General features: G+C 49.2%; 15 protein-coding genes and 1 tRNA gene. 13 read left to right on the top strand and 3 right to left on the bottom strand.

The annotated features are described in order from the left end of the window. The first annotated feature begins 16 nt into the window (after positions 1–16). Positions 17–976 (top strand): DNA-directed RNA polymerase subunit alpha, encoded by a 960-nt coding sequence (locus ACTOY7_RS05990; protein ID WP_004074891.1) that lies wholly within the window; start codon positions 17–19, stop codon positions 974–976. A 212-nt stretch (positions 977–1,188) separates the two neighbouring features. Then, entirely contained in the window at positions 1,189–1,725 is a 537-nt protein-coding gene (locus ACTOY7_RS05985; protein ID WP_160283613.1) for a bL17 family ribosomal protein, read from the top strand. Positions 1,726–1,910: 185 nt separating this feature from the next. Here ACTOY7_RS05985 and ACTOY7_RS05980 read toward each other — a convergent pair whose 3' ends face one another. Continuing rightward, the gene (locus ACTOY7_RS05980; protein ID WP_300884328.1) at positions 1,911–3,107 is read right to left on the bottom strand and encodes a cell wall hydrolase; all 1,197 of its coding nucleotides are present in this window, start codon (positions 3,105–3,107) and stop codon (positions 1,911–1,913) included. A 155-nt stretch (positions 3,108–3,262) separates the two neighbouring features. Here ACTOY7_RS05980 and ACTOY7_RS05975 point away from each other — a divergent pair, with 155 nt between their 5' ends. The 10 genes from ACTOY7_RS05975 to trpS all read left to right on the top strand — a co-directional run bounded on the left by ACTOY7_RS05975 (position 3,263) and on the right by trpS (position 13,137). Continuing rightward, the gene (locus tag ACTOY7_RS05975; protein WP_160283615.1) at positions 3,263–4,108 is read left to right on the top strand and encodes a Cof-type HAD-IIB family hydrolase; all 846 of its coding nucleotides are present in this window, start codon (positions 3,263–3,265) and stop codon (positions 4,106–4,108) included. Positions 4,109–4,139: 31 nt separating this feature from the next. Next, positions 4,140–4,979, top strand: a complete 840-nt coding sequence (locus ACTOY7_RS05970; protein WP_160283616.1) for an undecaprenyl-diphosphate phosphatase — start codon at positions 4,140–4,142, stop codon at positions 4,977–4,979. Between the two features lie 301 nt (positions 4,980–5,280). Next, positions 5,281–6,105 carry a transporter substrate-binding domain-containing protein gene (locus ACTOY7_RS05965; RefSeq protein ID WP_482670578.1) on the top strand — a complete coding sequence of 275 codons (825 nt, stop codon included), beginning with the start codon at positions 5,281–5,283 and terminating at the stop codon, positions 6,103–6,105. A 45-nt stretch (positions 6,106–6,150) separates the two neighbouring features. After that, a complete protein-coding gene (locus ACTOY7_RS05960; protein ID WP_160283618.1) occupies positions 6,151–6,843 on the top strand; it encodes an amino acid ABC transporter permease in 693 nt (230 codons plus the stop codon). Further along, positions 6,833–7,579: an amino acid ABC transporter ATP-binding protein gene (locus tag ACTOY7_RS05955; RefSeq protein WP_300822790.1), complete on the top strand. Its 747-nt coding sequence runs from the start codon at positions 6,833–6,835 to the stop codon at positions 7,577–7,579. Before ACTOY7_RS05960 ends, ACTOY7_RS05955 begins: the two co-directional genes overlap by 11 nt. Positions 7,580–7,815: 236 nt before the next feature. Next, positions 7,816–9,549 carry an A/G-specific adenine glycosylase gene (gene mutY / locus ACTOY7_RS05950; RefSeq protein ID WP_482670579.1) on the top strand — a complete coding sequence of 578 codons (1,734 nt, stop codon included), beginning with the start codon at positions 7,816–7,818 and terminating at the stop codon, positions 9,547–9,549. Between the two features lie 35 nt (positions 9,550–9,584). Next, positions 9,585–10,187: a TetR/AcrR family transcriptional regulator gene (locus ACTOY7_RS05945; RefSeq protein ID WP_160283620.1), complete on the top strand. Its 603-nt coding sequence runs from the start codon at positions 9,585–9,587 to the stop codon at positions 10,185–10,187. Positions 10,188–10,215: 28 nt separating this feature from the next. Next, on the top strand, positions 10,216–11,151 hold the full coding sequence (locus ACTOY7_RS05940; RefSeq protein WP_160283621.1) for a diacylglycerol/lipid kinase family protein: 936 nt from the start codon (positions 10,216–10,218) through the stop codon (positions 11,149–11,151). A 142-nt stretch (positions 11,152–11,293) separates the two neighbouring features. Next, positions 11,294–11,980 (top strand): phosphatase PAP2 family protein, encoded by a 687-nt coding sequence (locus ACTOY7_RS05935; RefSeq protein ID WP_160283622.1) that lies wholly within the window; start codon positions 11,294–11,296, stop codon positions 11,978–11,980. Between the two features lie 68 nt (positions 11,981–12,048). Next, positions 12,049–13,137 (top strand): tryptophan--tRNA ligase, encoded by a 1,089-nt coding sequence (trpS, locus tag ACTOY7_RS05930; RefSeq protein ID WP_482670580.1) that lies wholly within the window; start codon positions 12,049–12,051, stop codon positions 13,135–13,137. A 122-nt stretch (positions 13,138–13,259) separates the two neighbouring features. Here trpS and ACTOY7_RS05925 read toward each other — a convergent pair. Further along, positions 13,260–13,333, bottom strand: a tRNA-Arg gene (locus tag ACTOY7_RS05925). A 74-nt stretch (positions 13,334–13,407) separates the two neighbouring features. Beyond that, positions 13,408–14,655: a 6-phosphofructokinase gene (locus tag ACTOY7_RS05920; protein ID WP_160283124.1), complete on the bottom strand. Its 1,248-nt coding sequence runs from the start codon at positions 14,653–14,655 to the stop codon at positions 13,408–13,410. Between the two features lie 367 nt (positions 14,656–15,022). Between ACTOY7_RS05920 and ACTOY7_RS05915 the strand changes: the two genes are divergently transcribed. Further along, entirely contained in the window at positions 15,023–16,318 is a 1,296-nt protein-coding gene (locus ACTOY7_RS05915) for a hypothetical protein (protein WP_482670581.1), read from the top strand. Positions 16,319–16,330 lie beyond the last annotated feature (12 nt).

The raw sequence follows: 16,330 nt of genomic DNA, 5'->3' as shown, positions 1-16,330 counted from the left end.
TAAGGAGGGTCGTGTAGTGTTTGATTTTAATAAACCGAATATTGAAATTACAGAAATTTCAGAAGATAAGAAGTATGGAAGATTCGTTGTAGAGCCTTTGGAGCGGGGATATGGAATCACATTGGGTAATTCCCTGAGAAGAATTATGCTTTCTTCTCTTCCGGGCGCGGCGATCAGCTCCGTGAAGATTGACGGAGTACTGCACGAATTCAGTTCCATACCGGGCGTGAAAGAAGATGTGACCGAGATTATCATGAATCTGAAATGTCTGGCAATCAAGAATACATCGGAATCAGACGAAGTGAAGACTGCATATATCGAATTCGAGGGAGAAGGTGTTGTAACAGGCGCCGACATCCAGGCGGATGCCGATATTGAGATTATGAATCCGGATCAGGTCATCGCTACATTAAGCGGCGGTAAGGACAGCAAGCTGTACATGGAGCTTACGATCACAAAGGGAAGAGGTTATATCAGCGCGGATAAGAACAAGGGAGAGGATATTCCGATCGGCGTCATCCTGATAGATTCTATCTATACGCCTGTTGACCGTGTAAACATGTCAGTAGAAAATACACGTGTCGGACAGATAACCGATTACGATAAGCTCACGCTGGACGTATGGACAAGAGGTACATTGCTTCCGGACGAAGCGGTCAGCCTTGCCGCAAAGGTACTCAGCGAACATCTGAAATTATTCATCGACCTGTCAGAAGTCGCGCAGGCTGCTGAGGTCATGATCGAAAAAGAAGATGATGAAAAAGAGAAGGTTCTGGAGATGAGTATTGATGAATTGGAATTATCTGTCCGTTCATACAACTGCCTCAAGAGAGCAGGTATCAATACCGTGGAAGAGCTTACGAATAAGACGCCGGAAGACATGATGAAGGTACGGAACCTGGGACGCAAGTCCCTGGAGGAAGTCCTTGCGAAACTGAAAGAACTCAATCTGGAGTTAAATTCAGGTGAGGAATAAAATAGAGGATGATCGTTCTATGGCAGGAAGCCGTGAATGATCATAAACGATCCAAATATCCGGCCAGTAAGCCCGAAGCGCATGGCAGGAGCATTTGATTAATAAGCCCGAAGATTGCATAACCAAATGTGCGGCTTATGAGGCGGAGAGAGTTTACAGCCAGCTGTAATGACAAAACAGTCTCATAGGCAAATGAATGGAGGATAAGAATAATGGCAAAATATAGAAAACTTGGCAGAACATCCAGCCAGAGAAAAGCTTTGATCAGAAACCAGGTAACCGCGTTGCTTTACAATGGAAAGATCGTGACCACAGAAGCGAAGGCAAAAGAGATCCGCAAGGTTGCGGAGGGCTTGATCGCAAAGGCTGTCAAGGAAAAAGATAACTACGAAGAAGTGACCGTAAAGGCAAAGGTTGCGCGCAAGGACAAGGACGGCAAGAGAGTAAAGGAAGTCGTTGACGGAAAGAAAGTTACCGTATATGATGAAGTAGAGAAGAAGATCAAGAAAGATATGCCGAGCAGACTTCATGCCAGAAGAGAGATGCTCAAGGTTCTCTACCCTGTAACAGAAATTCCGGCTGCCGCGGCAGGAAAGAAAAAGAATACCAAGAAGGTAGACCTGGTAGATAAGTTATTTACCGAGATCGCTCCGAAGTACGAGAACCGCAAGGGCGGCTACACAAGAATCGTGAAGATCGGCCAGCGCAAGGGTGATGCTGCTTTGGAAGTGCTTCTTGAGTTAGTATAATTTAAAATAACTTTTATAATCTGTAAAATATGTAATAAGACGAAAAAACCTGTTGCTGAAACAGGTTTTTTTGTACAAAAAAAGGCTGTCGGGAAAGGCTATTGGCTTAGGATCTTGCTGTGAAGAAATAGGATCACAGCAAGATCCCGAAGAAAAAGCCATTTCCTGACTGCCGCTTTTGCAGTTTACCAGGACTGGAAAAACAGGTTGTTTCCTACATTGACTCCGACCCGGTCGGTGGCGCCTGCATACAGGAAATAATAGCAATCCGCAACAGCCGAAAGTCTTGCTCCGTTCAAAGCCTCCTGCGCCACCTGATAGGAGAGATCGCTGGGGCCTCTGGCAAGTACCGTATCCAGACGGCCTGTCCATACTGGTTCAAACTGTCCCTCTGCATACACGATCTCTTTGATCGTATTTGGGAAGATGGAACTGCTCATCCGGTTCATGATTACGGTAGCAACAGCCAGCAGCGAATCATGCTCCTGCATGGCTTCACATTCCAATATGGCCGCAAAAATATCCAGCTCACTGCCGGAGACATTTGCCGCGCCGCCGTTCACAATGGTACTGTCGTTTACTTCTTCTTCCGTTTTTTTATCCTCGCCGGGTTTTTCGACTTCTGACACAGTCGGCACCGTAATCGGCTTCTGTGCGTTCTTTTTCGCTTCCTCGGCCTTTCTCGCCGCTTCCGCCTGTCGGGCTTCCTCCTCACGAAGCAGAGCAAGCTGCGCGTTGAATGTGGCAAGATCTGTGGAGGTCGCCTTTGCAGTCGCGTTAAGTTCTACTCTCCGCTGTTCCAGCTGCTCCTGCAGATCTTCCAGAGAGGCCTCCTGGTTCAGGAGCACCTGTTCCCGCTCTGCGATATCTTCCCGTATTGTCCGCAGCTTATCAAGCATATCGCGGTCATAGCTGCTGATATTCTCAATAAATTCCGCTTTATTCAGAAAATCAGTCATACTGTCCGCAGAAAAAAGCATTTCCAACAGTGATTCATTGCCCACTTCGTACATATATTTAATGCGGGCCTTCATCGCCTCATAACGCTGTGATTCGTCTGCCTGGGCATCCGCAAGAGAATCCCGGGTACGGAGGATCTCGCTGTGGATGATCTCAATCTGGTTCTTTGCGGAGGCAATCTCATCGCTGATCTTGACCATTTCCTGATTGATGCCTTCAAGCTGGCTGTTCAGTGAGCTGGTCCTGTTTTCCAGATCTGCGATATTCGTCGCATGCACGGAGAGCGGAGAGCAGATAAGGATCAGAGAGCAGATCAGTATCCCCAAAGGGCATCCTCTGCCCGGCGCTCCCACATGGCATACAGCCCTTCTTCGGAAAGGCGCCAGCCCCGTGTTTCTCTTTTGTGTTATATGATGTTTCATAAAATAATTTCCTTTCAAACATTTAATAAAAGAATTGCCTATGATAGTATACTATAAATTGCAAAATTAATCAATTTTTGTTATTATATTTTTGTAAAAAGTTTGTAACAAAAATAGACTGTGAATAGTAATATTCAGGAAGGAACTTAGAGAATATGCATCAGATAAAAATGATCGGACTGGATCTGGACGGAACATTGCTGACATCGGATAAAAAATTACTGCCTTATACCAGGCAGGTGATCGCAGAGGCGATCAGGCGGGGAATCCTGGTACTCATGGCAACCGGACGTCCTTACACGGGCATCCCCAAGGAGCTGCGCGATTTTCCGGGTATACGCTATGCACTGAGCTCCAACGGCGCGCGCATTCTGGATACACAGACAGGAAAGGTGCTGATCGAGCATCTGCTTCCGCTGAAAAGTGCGAAAAAGGCATTGGAAATTTTACGGAAGTATGATACATTACAAGAGGTATATTTTGAAGGACAGGGTTACGCGGAGGCTGATAAGCTGGATAGGATCTCCAGATACCACCACAATCCCCATATGTGGGAATATGTCCGGAGCTCCAGAAAGCCTGTTCCCAGCCTGACAGAGCTGATCGAGCGGGAGAACCGGGACATGGATAAGGTTCAGGCTCTGTTTGCGGATATGGAGGAGCTTGCGCGGGCGTGGAAGGAACTGGAGCGGTACAGGGAACTTGTACTGGTCTCATCCCTTGGATACAACATTGAGATTAATGCGGCCGGTGTAGATAAAGGCACAGGTCTGATGGAACTTGGAGCGCTGCTGGGGATCCGCCCGGAGGAGATCATGGCCTGCGGGGACGGAGATAACGACATCCGCATGCTGGAGCTGGCGGGAGTCGGCGTTGCCATGGGAAACGCCGGGGAAAATGTAAAGGCTGCCGCGGATTACATAGCAGAAACAAATGATCATGAGGGGGCCGCAAAGGCGATTGTGAAATATGCATTTTGCAATGACTCAGAACAGCAATAGTTTAAAGACTTTTTAAAACAGGAGGAAAACAATGTTAGACGCATTAAAGGTCATTATTTTGGGGATTGTGGAAGGGATCACGGAGTGGCTTCCCATCAGCAGCACAGGGCATCTGATCCTGGTGGAGGAATTTATCAAGCTGGAGCTGAGCGAGGCATTCATCGAGATGTTCAATGTAGTCATCCAGCTCGGCGCGATCATGGCCGTTGTTGTGATCTATTTTCACAAGCTGAATCCATTTTCGCCGACCAAGACGCAGAAGCAGAAGATGCTGACGATTCAGCTCTGGGTGAAGGTGGCGATCGCGGCAGTTCCGGCCGCGGTGATCGGGCTTTTGTTCGATGACATGATCGAAGCCAAGTTTATGAATGCATATGTGGTAGCGGCAACTCTGATCATCTACGGAATTTTATTCATCATCGTGGAGGAGAGCCACAAGAATAAGCAGCCTAAGGTGACGAAGCTGTCCAGACTGACTATACCGATGGTGCTGGTCATCGGCGTATTCCAGGTGCTTGCGCTGATCCCGGGGACCTCGCGTTCAGGAGCGACGATCATTGGCGCGCTTTTGATCGGGACTGCAAGAGGCGTTGCGGCGGAATTTACCTTTTTCCTGGGAATCCCGGTCATGTTCGGAGCCAGCTTTTTGAAGATCATTAAGTTTCTGAAGGATGGTGCAAGCATTGCTGGCAGTGAAATTTTTCTGCTCCTGCTCGGCTGCGGCGTGTCATTCGGCGTATCGATCTTTGCGATCAAGTTTTTGATGCAGTATATCAAGAACCATGATTTCAAAGCATTCGGATATTACAGGATCGTCCTGGGTGTGGTTGTGCTGATCTATTTTGGCGTTTCCGGACTGCTTGCGGCGTAGTGTAATAAAGCGATTACAAAAAATCACCGGACAGTATTTTGAGGGCTGGCCGGTGATTTTTACGTATAGAAAGAGTTCCTTCATTTGGGAATTTGGTTTTTTGGAAGTATTTATTTTGAATAAATTTGATGGATAAGTCTTGTATTTTTGCAGAAATCTGATAAAATATAAAACTGTGTGTATGATTATACATATGCTGCAATTCACGGCCAGAAGAAGACGACCAGAGAACTCCTGCGTACAACAGCCTGCGCTTTTGTGGATCGCGGCATACGGAATGAAAAAGTTTGGAGGAGAGATTATGAAGAAAAAATTGTTAAGCCTTTTATTAGCAGCGGCATGTGTATTTTCTATGGCGGCATGCGGTTCCGAAAGCGATTCTGCCGGAGACAGCGGGAATGCGGCACAGACAAGTGAAGCAGACGATACGGAAGACGCGGAAGAAGCAGAAGCGTCCGGAGAGGGCGGAACGCTGATCATGGCGACCAATGCGGAGTTCCCGCCGTATGAATATCATGAAGGCGATGAGATCGTTGGAATCGACGCAGAGATCGCGGCGGCGATCGCGGAAGAGCTGGGGATGGAGCTGAAGATTGAGGATATGGCATTTGATTCCATCATTACCGCGGTTTCCGGAGGAAAGGCGGATATGGGTCTTGCAGGTATGACCGTGAATCCGGACCGTGAGAAGAATGTTAATTTTTCAGATACTTATGCAACCGCGGCTCAGGTGATCATCGTGAAGGAAGGCAGCGAGACAGCAGGCCCGGATGATCTGACTGGAAAGAAGATCGGGGTTCAGCTTGGAACCACAGGAGATATCTATGCGGAGGATATCGAGGATGCGGAAATAGAGCGCTACAACAAGGGAATGGAAGCTGTTCAGGCGCTGCTGCAGGATAAGATCGACGCAGTCGTGATCGACGGGGAACCGGCGAAGGTCTATGTGGCGGAGAACGAAGGTCTGAAAGTGCTGGATGAGCCTCTGACTGAGGAAGAATATGCCATCGCGATCGCAAAGGACAACGACGAACTGCTGGAAAAGGTGAATACCGCGCTGACAAGCCTGAAGGATTCCGGCAAGCTGGATGAGATCGTTGCAAAGTATATCTCTGCAGATGAGTAATGGCTGCGGCAATACCATTTACGATTAAATAAGAGGAAATAAAGAATGCTTCAGACATTTCAGGAGAGGTTTTACGATAATTTTATACAAGACGACCGTTGGAATTATATCTGGGAAGGGCTGACCGTGACATTGCGTGTCACATTGTTTGCAGTCATCCTGGGAATCGTGATCGGATTTTTGATCGCCATTATCCGATCCACCTACGACAAGACCGGAAAGATGAAGATACTAAACTTTATCTGCAGCGTCTATCTCACGGTGATCCGGGGAACCCCGGTGGTCGTACAGCTTTTGATCATTTATTTCGTGATCTTCGGCAGTGTGGACATCAACAAGATCGTAGTCGCGATCATGGCGTTTGGAATCAATTCCGGCGCCTATGTAGCAGAGATCTTCCGGTCCGGGATCATGTCGATTGATAATGGGCAGTTTGAGGCCGGACGGAGCCTCGGCTTCAATTATACACAGACCATGCGGTATATCATCATGCCCCAGGCATTTAAAAATGTCCTTCCGGCGCTCGGCAACGAGTTTATCGTTCTGCTGAAGGAGACCTCGGTGTCAGGCTATATCGCGCTGCAGGATCTGACAAAGGGCGGCGATATCATCCGAAGCCGTACATATGACGCATTTATGCCTCTTCTGGCCGTGGCGCTGATCTATCTGGTCATGGTCATGATATTTACAAAACTGGTGAATATACTGGAGAGGAGGCTGAGGAGCAGTGATCATTAATGGAGATGTATTGATCAGGGTGGAGGATATCCACAAGGTTTTCGATGACAGCCTGCACGCGCTGAACGGTGTCTCGGAGGAGATCTCAAAAGGCGAGGTGGTTGTGATCGTGGGACCCTCCGGTTCCGGAAAATCTACGTTTCTGCGGTCTTTGAACCTCCTGGAGGTTCCTACAACCGGGCATATTTATTTTGAGGGAGTAGATATCACAGGAAAGCAGACCAATATTGACAAGCACCGCCAGAAGATGGGGATGGTATTTCAGCATTTCAACCTGTTTCCCCATAAGACCATATTAGAAAATATCACGCTGGCGCCCACCAAGCTTCTGAAAAAAAGCAAGGAGGAAGCAGATGCCGAGGCAATGAAGCTTCTGCGGAAGGTGGGACTGGAGGAGAAGGCGGATGCGTATCCGTCCCAGCTCTCCGGCGGACAGAAGCAGAGGATCGCGATCGTCCGTTCCCTGGCAATGAACCCGGACGTGATGCTGTTTGACGAGCCGACCTCCGCGCTGGATCCGGAGATGGTCGGGGAGGTACTGGAGCTGATGAAGCAGCTGGCCCATGACGGCATGACGATGGTGGTAGTCACCCACGAGATGGGATTTGCAAAAGAGGTTGCCACCCGTGTACTGTTCATGGATCAGGGACAGGTGAAGGAGCAGGGCACGCCGGAGGAATTTTTCGGCAATCCGAAAGATCCGAGGCTGCAGGAATTTTTGTCAAAGATTCTGTAGCAGGCGCTGTTGCCGCCATATAAAGAATGAAAGAAATCTTACTGGCTTTTCAGAATTTTAAAGTCGGTAAGATTTTTTATTAATGATGCAGAACTGGCAGCAGATGGGTCTGTGGTCTGCCGTTTTGTATAATACCGAAACTTTCCATTCCAATATTATTGAAATCGTCAGGGAAAAGTAGTAAAATCCATGTCATTGGATCATCAGAGAAAGACTGTATAAAAGGAATATTACATATGAAATATGAACGTATCTCAAAAGGAACCTTTCTGGAACGGCCCAACAGGTTCATCGCCTATGCGGAGCTGGCCGGGAAAACGGAGGTCATCCATGTAAAAAATACCGGCAGGTGCGCGGAGCTTCTGATACCGGGAGCGTCCATTTACGTGCAGGAGAGCGATAATCCCGCACGAAAGACAAAGTGGGATCTGATCGGTGTGGAGAAGGGCAGCCGGATGATCAATATGGATTCCCAGGTACCTAATCTGGTCGTGAAGGAATGGATCGAATCGGGGCATTTGACCTCGGATATCCGGATGGTCAGACCGGAGACTGCATATGGTAATTCCCGTTTTGACCTATATGTAGAGACTGGGAGCAGCAGGATTTTCATAGAAGTCAAGGGAGTAACCCTGGAGGAAGAGGGGGTGGTCCGTTTTCCGGATGCCCCCAGCGACCGTGCGGTGAAGCATCTTCAGGAGCTGGAAAAGGCGGTCAGGGAAGGATATGAGGCTTATGTATTCTTTGTGATCCAGATGAAGGGAGTACGGTATTTTACCCCCAACATGGATACCCATCCTGCCTTCTGCGAAGCCTTGAAGTCGGCAAAGGCGGCGGGGGTGAACATACTGGCCTATGACTGCCGGGTCAGCGGCGACCGGATCGAGATTGCGGATCCCGTGCCTGTGGTGCTGGAAAGTCCCAGGCTCAGGGAAGCGGTGGAGCCTGTCATTCAGTGGTATCGGGAGAATCACAGGGACCTGCCGTGGCGGAATACCAGGGACCCGTATCGGATCTGGGTGTCGGAGATCATGCTTCAGCAGACCAGAGTGGAGGCCGTAAAACGCTATTACGAACGTTTTTTGTCAGAGCTTCCTACGGTGAAGGAGCTGGCAGAGGTGCCGGAGGACCGGCTGATGAAGCTGTGGGAAGGGCTGGGCTACTATAACCGGGCGCGGAACATGCAGAAGGCGGCCAGACAGGTGATGGAGGAATATCAGGGCGAATTTCCTCATACATATGATACAATCCGGTCTCTCGCCGGAATCGGAAATTATACGGCAGGGGCGGTCAGCTCCTTTGCCTTCGGGATTCCCAAGCCGGCGGTGGACGGCAATGTGCTGCGGGTCCTTTCGCGGATCCTGGCCAGCGAAGAGGACATTATGAAAGCCTGTGTCCGTTCCTGGATGGAACGCGCGGTGGAGGAGGTCATTCCGGAGCAGAACGCGTCAGACTTCAACCAGGGGCTGATCGAGCTGGGAGCTCTCATATGCGTTCCAAACGGAGATCCCAGGTGCCGGGAATGCCCTGCGGCCGGGCTCTGCCTTGCCAGAGAAAAAGGAATACAGACCCGGCTGCCTGTGAAGGCAAAGGCAAAGGCCAGAAGGATCGAGAAGCGGACGGTCCTGATCTTTCGGGACGCCCGGGGCGTCGCGATTCGCAAGCGCCCGTCCAGGGGGCTGCTTGCCGGCCTGTATGAGCTGCCCAATGTGGAAGGGCACCTGACCGGCAGACAAGCGGCTGACTATGGAAAGTCCATCGGCCTGATGCCGGTCCGGGTACGGAAGCTGGAGGAAGCGAATCATATTTTCAGCCATGTGGAGTGGCATATGATCGGATATGAGATGCTGGTGGATGAGCTGGAGAAGAGCTGCGGCGCGGAGATGATCTTTGCAAAAAAAGAAGAATTGGAGACGGTGTACTCAATTCCGTCCGCATTTGAAAGCTATATGAATCTGGGACGAATTTGAAAATAAAGTGTATTTGAAGGGGAGGGGTAACAGACATGAAGGAAAGTATGGAGTTATCCAGACAGCAGCAGAAATCAAAGGAAACAAAGGAACGGATTTTCCGGGCGGCCAAACAGATCCTGAAAAAGAAGGGCTATGAGGAGCTTTCCATCAAGAATATCTGTGAGGAGGCCGGAGTTTCCAACGGCAGCTTTTATCATCACTTTAAGACAAAGGATGATCTGCTTTCTTATTATATAGAGGAACAGCCAAGCATCAATCCGGCGCTTCTGGAGCTCCCGCGTGATGCGGGTGAGGCGAAGATCGCGATCATCCGGGTTTATCTGAACTATGTGAGCTACTGCAGGGAGCTGGGCGTGGAGTTCATGTCCGGGTACTACAATCCGAAGAACCAGGCGCTGAACGCTGCCATACGGACCGAGAGGCCCTATCCGATCGTGACCGTGCAGGAATATGTAGAAAAAGCGGCTCTGGCCGGGATCATCCATCTGAATGTAGAGATTGAGGCATTTACCACAGACATCCGGATGATCGTCATCGGCAATGTATTCGAGTGGTGTCTGCGCAGCGGAGAAACAGACTTTGAGGGAAATATGAGACGTTCCCTTGGAAAATATCTGGACAGTACGATCTGCTGAGATTTCGTACCGAAGATGGAGGTATGGTTTGAAATATACATTTATCGTAAATCCGAAATCCCGTTCCGGGCGCGGCGGGATGATCTGGAAGCTGACAGAACCGGAATTGAAAAAAAGAAGAATTGACTATGAAGTATTTTACACGGAATACGCGCGCCACGCGGTTCGGATCACGGATGAGATCACAGCCGACGGACAGGAGCATACGCTGGTGGTGGTTGGCGGCGACGGCACGGTAGACGAGGTGGTAAACGGGATCCGCGACTGCTCCAGGGTCACTCTTGGATATATCCCGACCGGCTCCGGCAACGACTTTACCAGGGCGCTCCACCTGCCCGCCGAGGTTCATGCGGCCCTGGAAAATATTTTCGAAAGCGGCAGGAAGGTTCCCATGGATGTGGGCAGGGTGAACTGCGGGGAACAGACATGCCGGTTTGCGGTCAGCGCCGGGATTGGCTTTGACGCCGCGGTGTGCCATCGGGCCGCTGTCTCGCCGATTAAGACGGTCTTAAACAAATTGGGTCTTGGAAAGCTGACCTACCTGGCGATCGCATTGAAATGGATCCTCCGTGAACAGCCCATGTCTGCGGAGATTCGGATCGACGGAGAGAGAGCAAGGCATTTTGAGCATACATATTTTGCGGCGGTCATGAACCATCCCTATGAGGGAGGGGGCTTCTTTTTCTGCCCGGAGGCTCAGATCGGAGACGGGATGCTGGATGTGATCGTGGTTTCCGAGCTGCCGAAATGGAAGATCCTCCTTCTGCTCCCCACCGCATTTTGGGGAAAACACGTGAACTTTCAAGGAATATCGATTTACCGATGCAGGGAGATTGAAGTGAAAATGGGCAAAGAGCTTCCAATCCATGCGGATGGAGAACCGATCGCCCGGGGGCAGACGATCCGGGCTGCTCTGGAGCCGGAACAGATCCGGGTGATCGCGCCGCGGGTTAAAAAGATTTGATAAAAAAGATTTCTATGAATGTTTTGTAAACATCCTTGTTGTTGTGATGGAATCGTGATATAATCGGGAGAATGAAAAGTACTCTTGAAAAAAGTACAGGGGGATATGTAGACTTTAATCTATATCAGAGGGAGCGTTTCATATGACATGGAGGGAAAGGACGGCAGAATTGCTGAAAAAATATAAGCATGGATGGGTATTCAGCTATTTTCTGGTCTATATGCCGTGGTTTTTATATCTGGAGAAGCATGTGACAAAGAATTATCATGTCATCCATTCGGCGATTGATGATGAGATCCCGTTTATCGAATATTTCATTGTGCCGTATTTACTGTGGTTTGTATTTATCGCGGCGGTGATGCTGTACTTCTTTTTTACGGATGTAGAAGGATTTTACAGGCTTGCGAAGCTGATGTTCGCGGGAATGACCATTTTTCTGATTGTATCCACGCTGGTTCCCAACGGTCTGAATATCAGGCCCTATGCGTTCGAGCGGGATAATATTTTCGTAGATATGGTAAAGCTTTTGTACCGGGCGGATACGCCGACCAATGTGATGCCCAGCATCCATGTATATAATTCTCTGGCTGCTTGTATCGCCATCAGCCAGAGCCGCGCGCTGCAGAAGCACAGGGCGGTCTGTACAGGGGCTTATGCACTTGCGGCGCTGATCATTATGGCAACGATGTTTTTGAAGCAGCATTCCGTGATCGACGTGGCGTCGGCGGCCGTGATGGCGCATATGCTGTACCAGTTTTTCTATGTACCGGACGGGCGGCGGTATGCAGAGAGAAGGCTGTCGCAGACGGCAATGCTGCAGAATAAATGATGTGACCGCAGAATGAAAAGTGTGAGTATATATAATGCAGACAGGATAATGAGGAGGAAAAAGGAACAATGGGAAAGATTATGCTGACAGGAGACCGACCGACCGGAAAATTACACGTAGGCCACTATGTCGGTTCATTGAGAAGAAGGGTGGAGCTGCAGGAGTCCGGCGGATTTGACGATATATTTATTATGATCGCGGATGCCCAGGCGCTGACGGATAATGCGGACAATCCGGAAAAGGTACGCCAGAATATCATTGAGGTGGCGCTGGATTATCTGGCATGCGGCCTGGATCCGGAGAAGTCCACGCTGTTCATCCAGTCCCAGGTGCCGGAGCTGTGCGAGCTGTCATTTTATTATATGAACCTGGTGACCGTGTCCAGACTGCAGAGGAACCCGACTGTAAAGTCCGAGATCCAGATGCGCAATTTCGAGGCAAGCATTCCGGTGGGCTTCTTTACGTACCCCATCAGCCAGGCGGCGGATATCACTGCGTTTAAGGCAACCACGGTGCCGGTAGGGGAAGACCAGCTTCCCATGCTGGAACAGACAAAGGAGATCGTGAGAAAGTTCAACTCTGTCTATGGGGATACTCTGTCAGAGCCGGAGATCCTGCTTCCGGACAATCAGGCGTGCATGCGCCTCCCGGGAATCGACGGCAAGGCAAAGATGAGCAAGTCGCTGAATAACTGTATCTATCTTTCCGAGGAACCGGATGAGATCAAGCAGAAGGTGTTCAGCATGTTTACAGATCCCACTCATATTCGTATCGAGGACCCGGGCAAGCTGGAGGGCAACACGGTATTCACGTATCTGGACGCGTTCTGCAGGCCGGAGTATTTCCCGGAATTTCTGCCGGATTATACCAGCCTGGATGAGCTCAAGGCTCACTATAAACGGGGCGGTCTCGGCGATATGAAGGTAAAGCGTTTCCTCAACGCAGTCCTACAGGCGGAATTAGAACCCATCAGAAACCGGAGAAAGGAATACCAGAAGGATATTCCGTACGTTTATGAGATTCTCAGAAAGGGCAGTGAAAAGGCGGAAAGAAGAGCTGCGGAGACATTGCAGGATGTGAAGGCGGCCATGAAGATCAATTACTTTGACGACGCGGAACTGATCAGCAGCCAGGCGGAGCGGTTTCAGAAGCTTTAAAGCTTCTTGATACAATTGCAAGGGCAAAAGAAAACGAATAAATTTCCAGATGAAAGGGGCTGTACAGCCCCTTATTTCCGTAAATAAAAAATCAAGGACATAAATCCTTGATTTTTTAAAAACGTGCGATAGAGGATTCGAACCCCCGACCTTCTGGTCCGTAGCCAGACGCTCTATCCAGCTGAGCTAATCGCACATATCTGATAAAGCCGTTCACAACATATGTTAGTATATAATATAGGAACGGCTTTGTCAAGTTTTTTTGAAAATTTATTTTCCGTCTGTCATCGGATTCGGGAACAGATGTCTCGGGATTCCGTCTACCATGACAGGTGATACATCGCCCTGGATCAGAGGACGTACATAGTTTACGAACTCATCGGTTACATAATCCGCGTCTTCATTCATCCATTCTCTCGGAACAAGCTTCTCGTCATTGGCGATCTTATGAACATCCTTCACCTCGGTTCCGCTCTGATACGGATCATCGGACAGACGCTGGATGACAACCATCTTGCCGCTGTCGCCCTCGTCTGCAGCCTTCACCGCGGCACCGCCCACCTGATATGCCTCCAGAATGTCCACACGGGAAGCACAGTGGGAAGCAGACCTCTGCAGAGTGCTCAGTTCAATAGCACGGGACTTACATCCGATATCTCCGGCAATATAGCTTGCCAGATAGTTTGCGGTACCGGACAGCTGCTTGTGGCCGAATGCGTCTACGAAGTCGATGCTCTGTCCCAGCTCGCATACATAGCGCCCGTCGTCCAGACGGATTCCCTCGGAAACCGCGATTACAGCAGAAGACTTCTTGGTCAGGATCTGTCTGACCTTGTCGCCGAACTTCTGGATATCAAACGGAACCTCCGGCAGATAGATCAGATCCGGTCCGAAGCAATCCTCGCCCTTTGCAAGAGCGGCGGCTCCGGTCAGCCATCCCGCGTTACGTCCCATGATCTCGATGATGGAAACCAGTCCCTTGGAGTATTCCAGACAGAAGCTGTCGCGGATGATCTCCTTTACGGATGTGCCGATATACTTGGCAGCGCTTCCGTATCCCGGCGTATGGTCTGTCAGAGCCAAGTCGTTGTCGATGGTCTTCGGACAGCCGATGAAACGTGTCTTGAATCCGGTAATGATGGCATAGTCAGATAACTTCTTGATGGTATCCATGGAGTCATTGCCGCCGATATAGATAAAGGCTTCAATATTCAGCTTTTCCAGGATCTCGAAAATCTTGTCATAGACATCTCTGTCTTCGTGGATCTCCGGCAGCTTATAACGGCATGAACCAAGAAAAGCAGCAGGCGTTCTCTTCAAAAGCTCCGCATCCAATTCTGTGGTGATATAGTCTGATAAATCTATATATCTTTCTTGTAGCAGTCCCTGGATCCCGTGCAGCATACCATAGACCTTGCCGGCTCCGCGATCCTTAGCGGTGCGGTATACGCCCGCGAGACTTGAATTAATAGCGGCGGTCGGTCCGCCTGACTGACCGACGATTACATTTCCCTTCATGATATAGTACCTCCGTATGATTTGATAAAGCTGACCATACTTCTGCCAAAGGATGATCAGACCTGCAGAGTATCCTCCGCTCTGCAAAAACTACAATTACTAGTTTAGTGTATTTTTTGTGTTTTGTAAAGAAAAAATAAAAAGTGCTTGCAATTTCTTCAAAAATAAAGTATCATACTATTACTCTGATTCCAAATCATATGATTATCTATTTAATCAAGATCAGTTCTGGTTCCAAGTTTTCAATGAATTTTCAATCTTCAGTGAAAAGTGACTGCCGATATCGCAGAAAGGAGTGGATGCACCAATTGTAAATCATTATGACGTTTTAAAGTTTATAGAGCATGGAGGACGCTGCCGGCCTGCAATGGATTATGTGCAGGGTGAACTGCTGATCTACAGGCTGAAGCACAGTAAAGAGATGGAAAAAGCGCTCTTGTTTGAGTGGATGAAGGAATTGCTCCATCAGCTCGAACAGTTCCACAGATGCTTCAGCAATAAGGGTTACCGCTATATGAACCCTTACAGCGTACTGGTAACAGCGGAGGAAAAACTGCTGCTGCTGGATCTGGACGCGGAGAGCAATGAGTTTGTTCTGCGGAACATGCAGAAGCGCGCCATGCGGGATCATTTTGTAAAACCGATCGTTCAAATCAGGGAGAATACAAAAATTTCCCTGGATCTTTATGGTTATGCCAAGACCATACAATTCATACTGGCTAACGTACACGTTGAGCCTTCATTAACAAGCCGGGAGGAAAACCGGTTAGAAAAGATCATTGACAAATGTCTTTGTAAAAATTCGAAAAAGCAATATGAAGATTTAAAACAGATCCAGAGAGATCTTCCGACTGTACGCAGCCGGGAACCAGGAAAAAGAGGATGGAAGAAGGAATGGAAAAAATGGCTGCTTCTGTTCGTAGCAGCGGCAGGGATACTTGCGGTATTTTTACCGGGGTATATCAAAAAAAGGAAATCAGAGGAACAGGCCCGGAGGTTTCTGGAACAGACAGAGAGCTGGGGCGAGACGCTGTTAGAGGCACAGGAAGAGCTTGAGGAAGAAATTTCGGAAACAAAAAGGGAGATACAGGATGCAGATGACACGGAAGGAACGGTAAAACAGGAAATCAAAAATCAGAGGACAGAAGAAAAGGAAAGCCGGGAGTATCCCCAGGACGGAATGAAAGAACTGGAAGAAAATGTGGACGCCCTGCAGGAATATGTATTCCGGAATACGACAGCGGACAACCGGGAGATCATTGAACAGGGAGAATCGCTGAAAAGAGAGCTGTTCCGCTACCTGGCTGCTGCGTATGACCGGGAAGATCTGAAGGAGCAGGCTTTGGATGCCTATCAGGAATTATGCGGATCAGAGATTCAGGAGGAGCTGCTGGAATCCGCATATCTCAGGCGGATCGCGCTGGAGCTGGAGCAGAACGGGGACATTGCGCTTGCCACAGCCAGGGAGGCGCTGTCACGTATTCCCAATTCGAAGCAGCTGGCGGAAAAGTCACTGGATGTTCTGGCAGGGATGGAAGCCATGAAAAAAGAAGAATTTCTGGAAGAGATCGAGATCCTGGAGGGTTTTTACCCGGAGCTGAGAAGCCTGGAAAATTATTTCAGGGCAAAGGAGGTACATGATCCGGAGAGCGAAGCGAAATAATGCGCTGCAGGC

It is taken from the genome of Schaedlerella sp., assembly GCF_056796775.1.
Note: the sequence above shows the minus strand (reverse complement) of the source record. Positions and strands in the feature narration are given on the sequence as shown.

What these genes read in the sequence shown, in the direction of transcription:
- ACTOY7_RS05975 (WP_160283615.1), top strand. Translation starts at nt 3,263, where the DNA reads ATGCATCAGATAAAAATGATCGGACTGGATCTGGACGGAACATTGCTG.
- ACTOY7_RS05935 (WP_160283622.1), top strand. Translation starts at nt 11,294, where the DNA reads ATGACATGGAGGGAAAGGACGGCAGAATTGCTGAAAAAATATAAGCAT.
- mutY (WP_482670579.1), top strand. Translation starts at nt 7,816, where the DNA reads ATGAAATATGAACGTATCTCAAAAGGAACCTTTCTGGAACGGCCCAAC.
- ACTOY7_RS05920 (WP_160283124.1), bottom strand. Translation starts at nt 14,655, where the DNA reads ATGAAGGGAAATGTAATCGTCGGTCAGTCAGGCGGACCGACCGCCGCT.
- ACTOY7_RS05970 (WP_160283616.1), top strand. Translation starts at nt 4,140, where the DNA reads ATGTTAGACGCATTAAAGGTCATTATTTTGGGGATTGTGGAAGGGATC.
- trpS (WP_482670580.1), top strand. Translation starts at nt 12,049, where the DNA reads ATGGGAAAGATTATGCTGACAGGAGACCGACCGACCGGAAAATTACAC.
- ACTOY7_RS05945 (WP_160283620.1), top strand. Translation starts at nt 9,585, where the DNA reads ATGAAGGAAAGTATGGAGTTATCCAGACAGCAGCAGAAATCAAAGGAA.
- ACTOY7_RS05915 (WP_482670581.1), top strand. Translation starts at nt 15,023, where the DNA reads ATGGATTATGTGCAGGGTGAACTGCTGATCTACAGGCTGAAGCACAGT.
- ACTOY7_RS05980 (WP_300884328.1), bottom strand. Translation starts at nt 3,107, where the DNA reads ATGAAACATCATATAACACAAAAGAGAAACACGGGGCTGGCGCCTTTC.
- ACTOY7_RS05960 (WP_160283618.1), top strand. Translation starts at nt 6,151, where the DNA reads ATGCTTCAGACATTTCAGGAGAGGTTTTACGATAATTTTATACAAGAC.
- ACTOY7_RS05965 (WP_482670578.1), top strand. Translation starts at nt 5,281, where the DNA reads ATGAAGAAAAAATTGTTAAGCCTTTTATTAGCAGCGGCATGTGTATTT.
- ACTOY7_RS05985 (WP_160283613.1), top strand. Translation starts at nt 1,189, where the DNA reads ATGGCAAAATATAGAAAACTTGGCAGAACATCCAGCCAGAGAAAAGCT.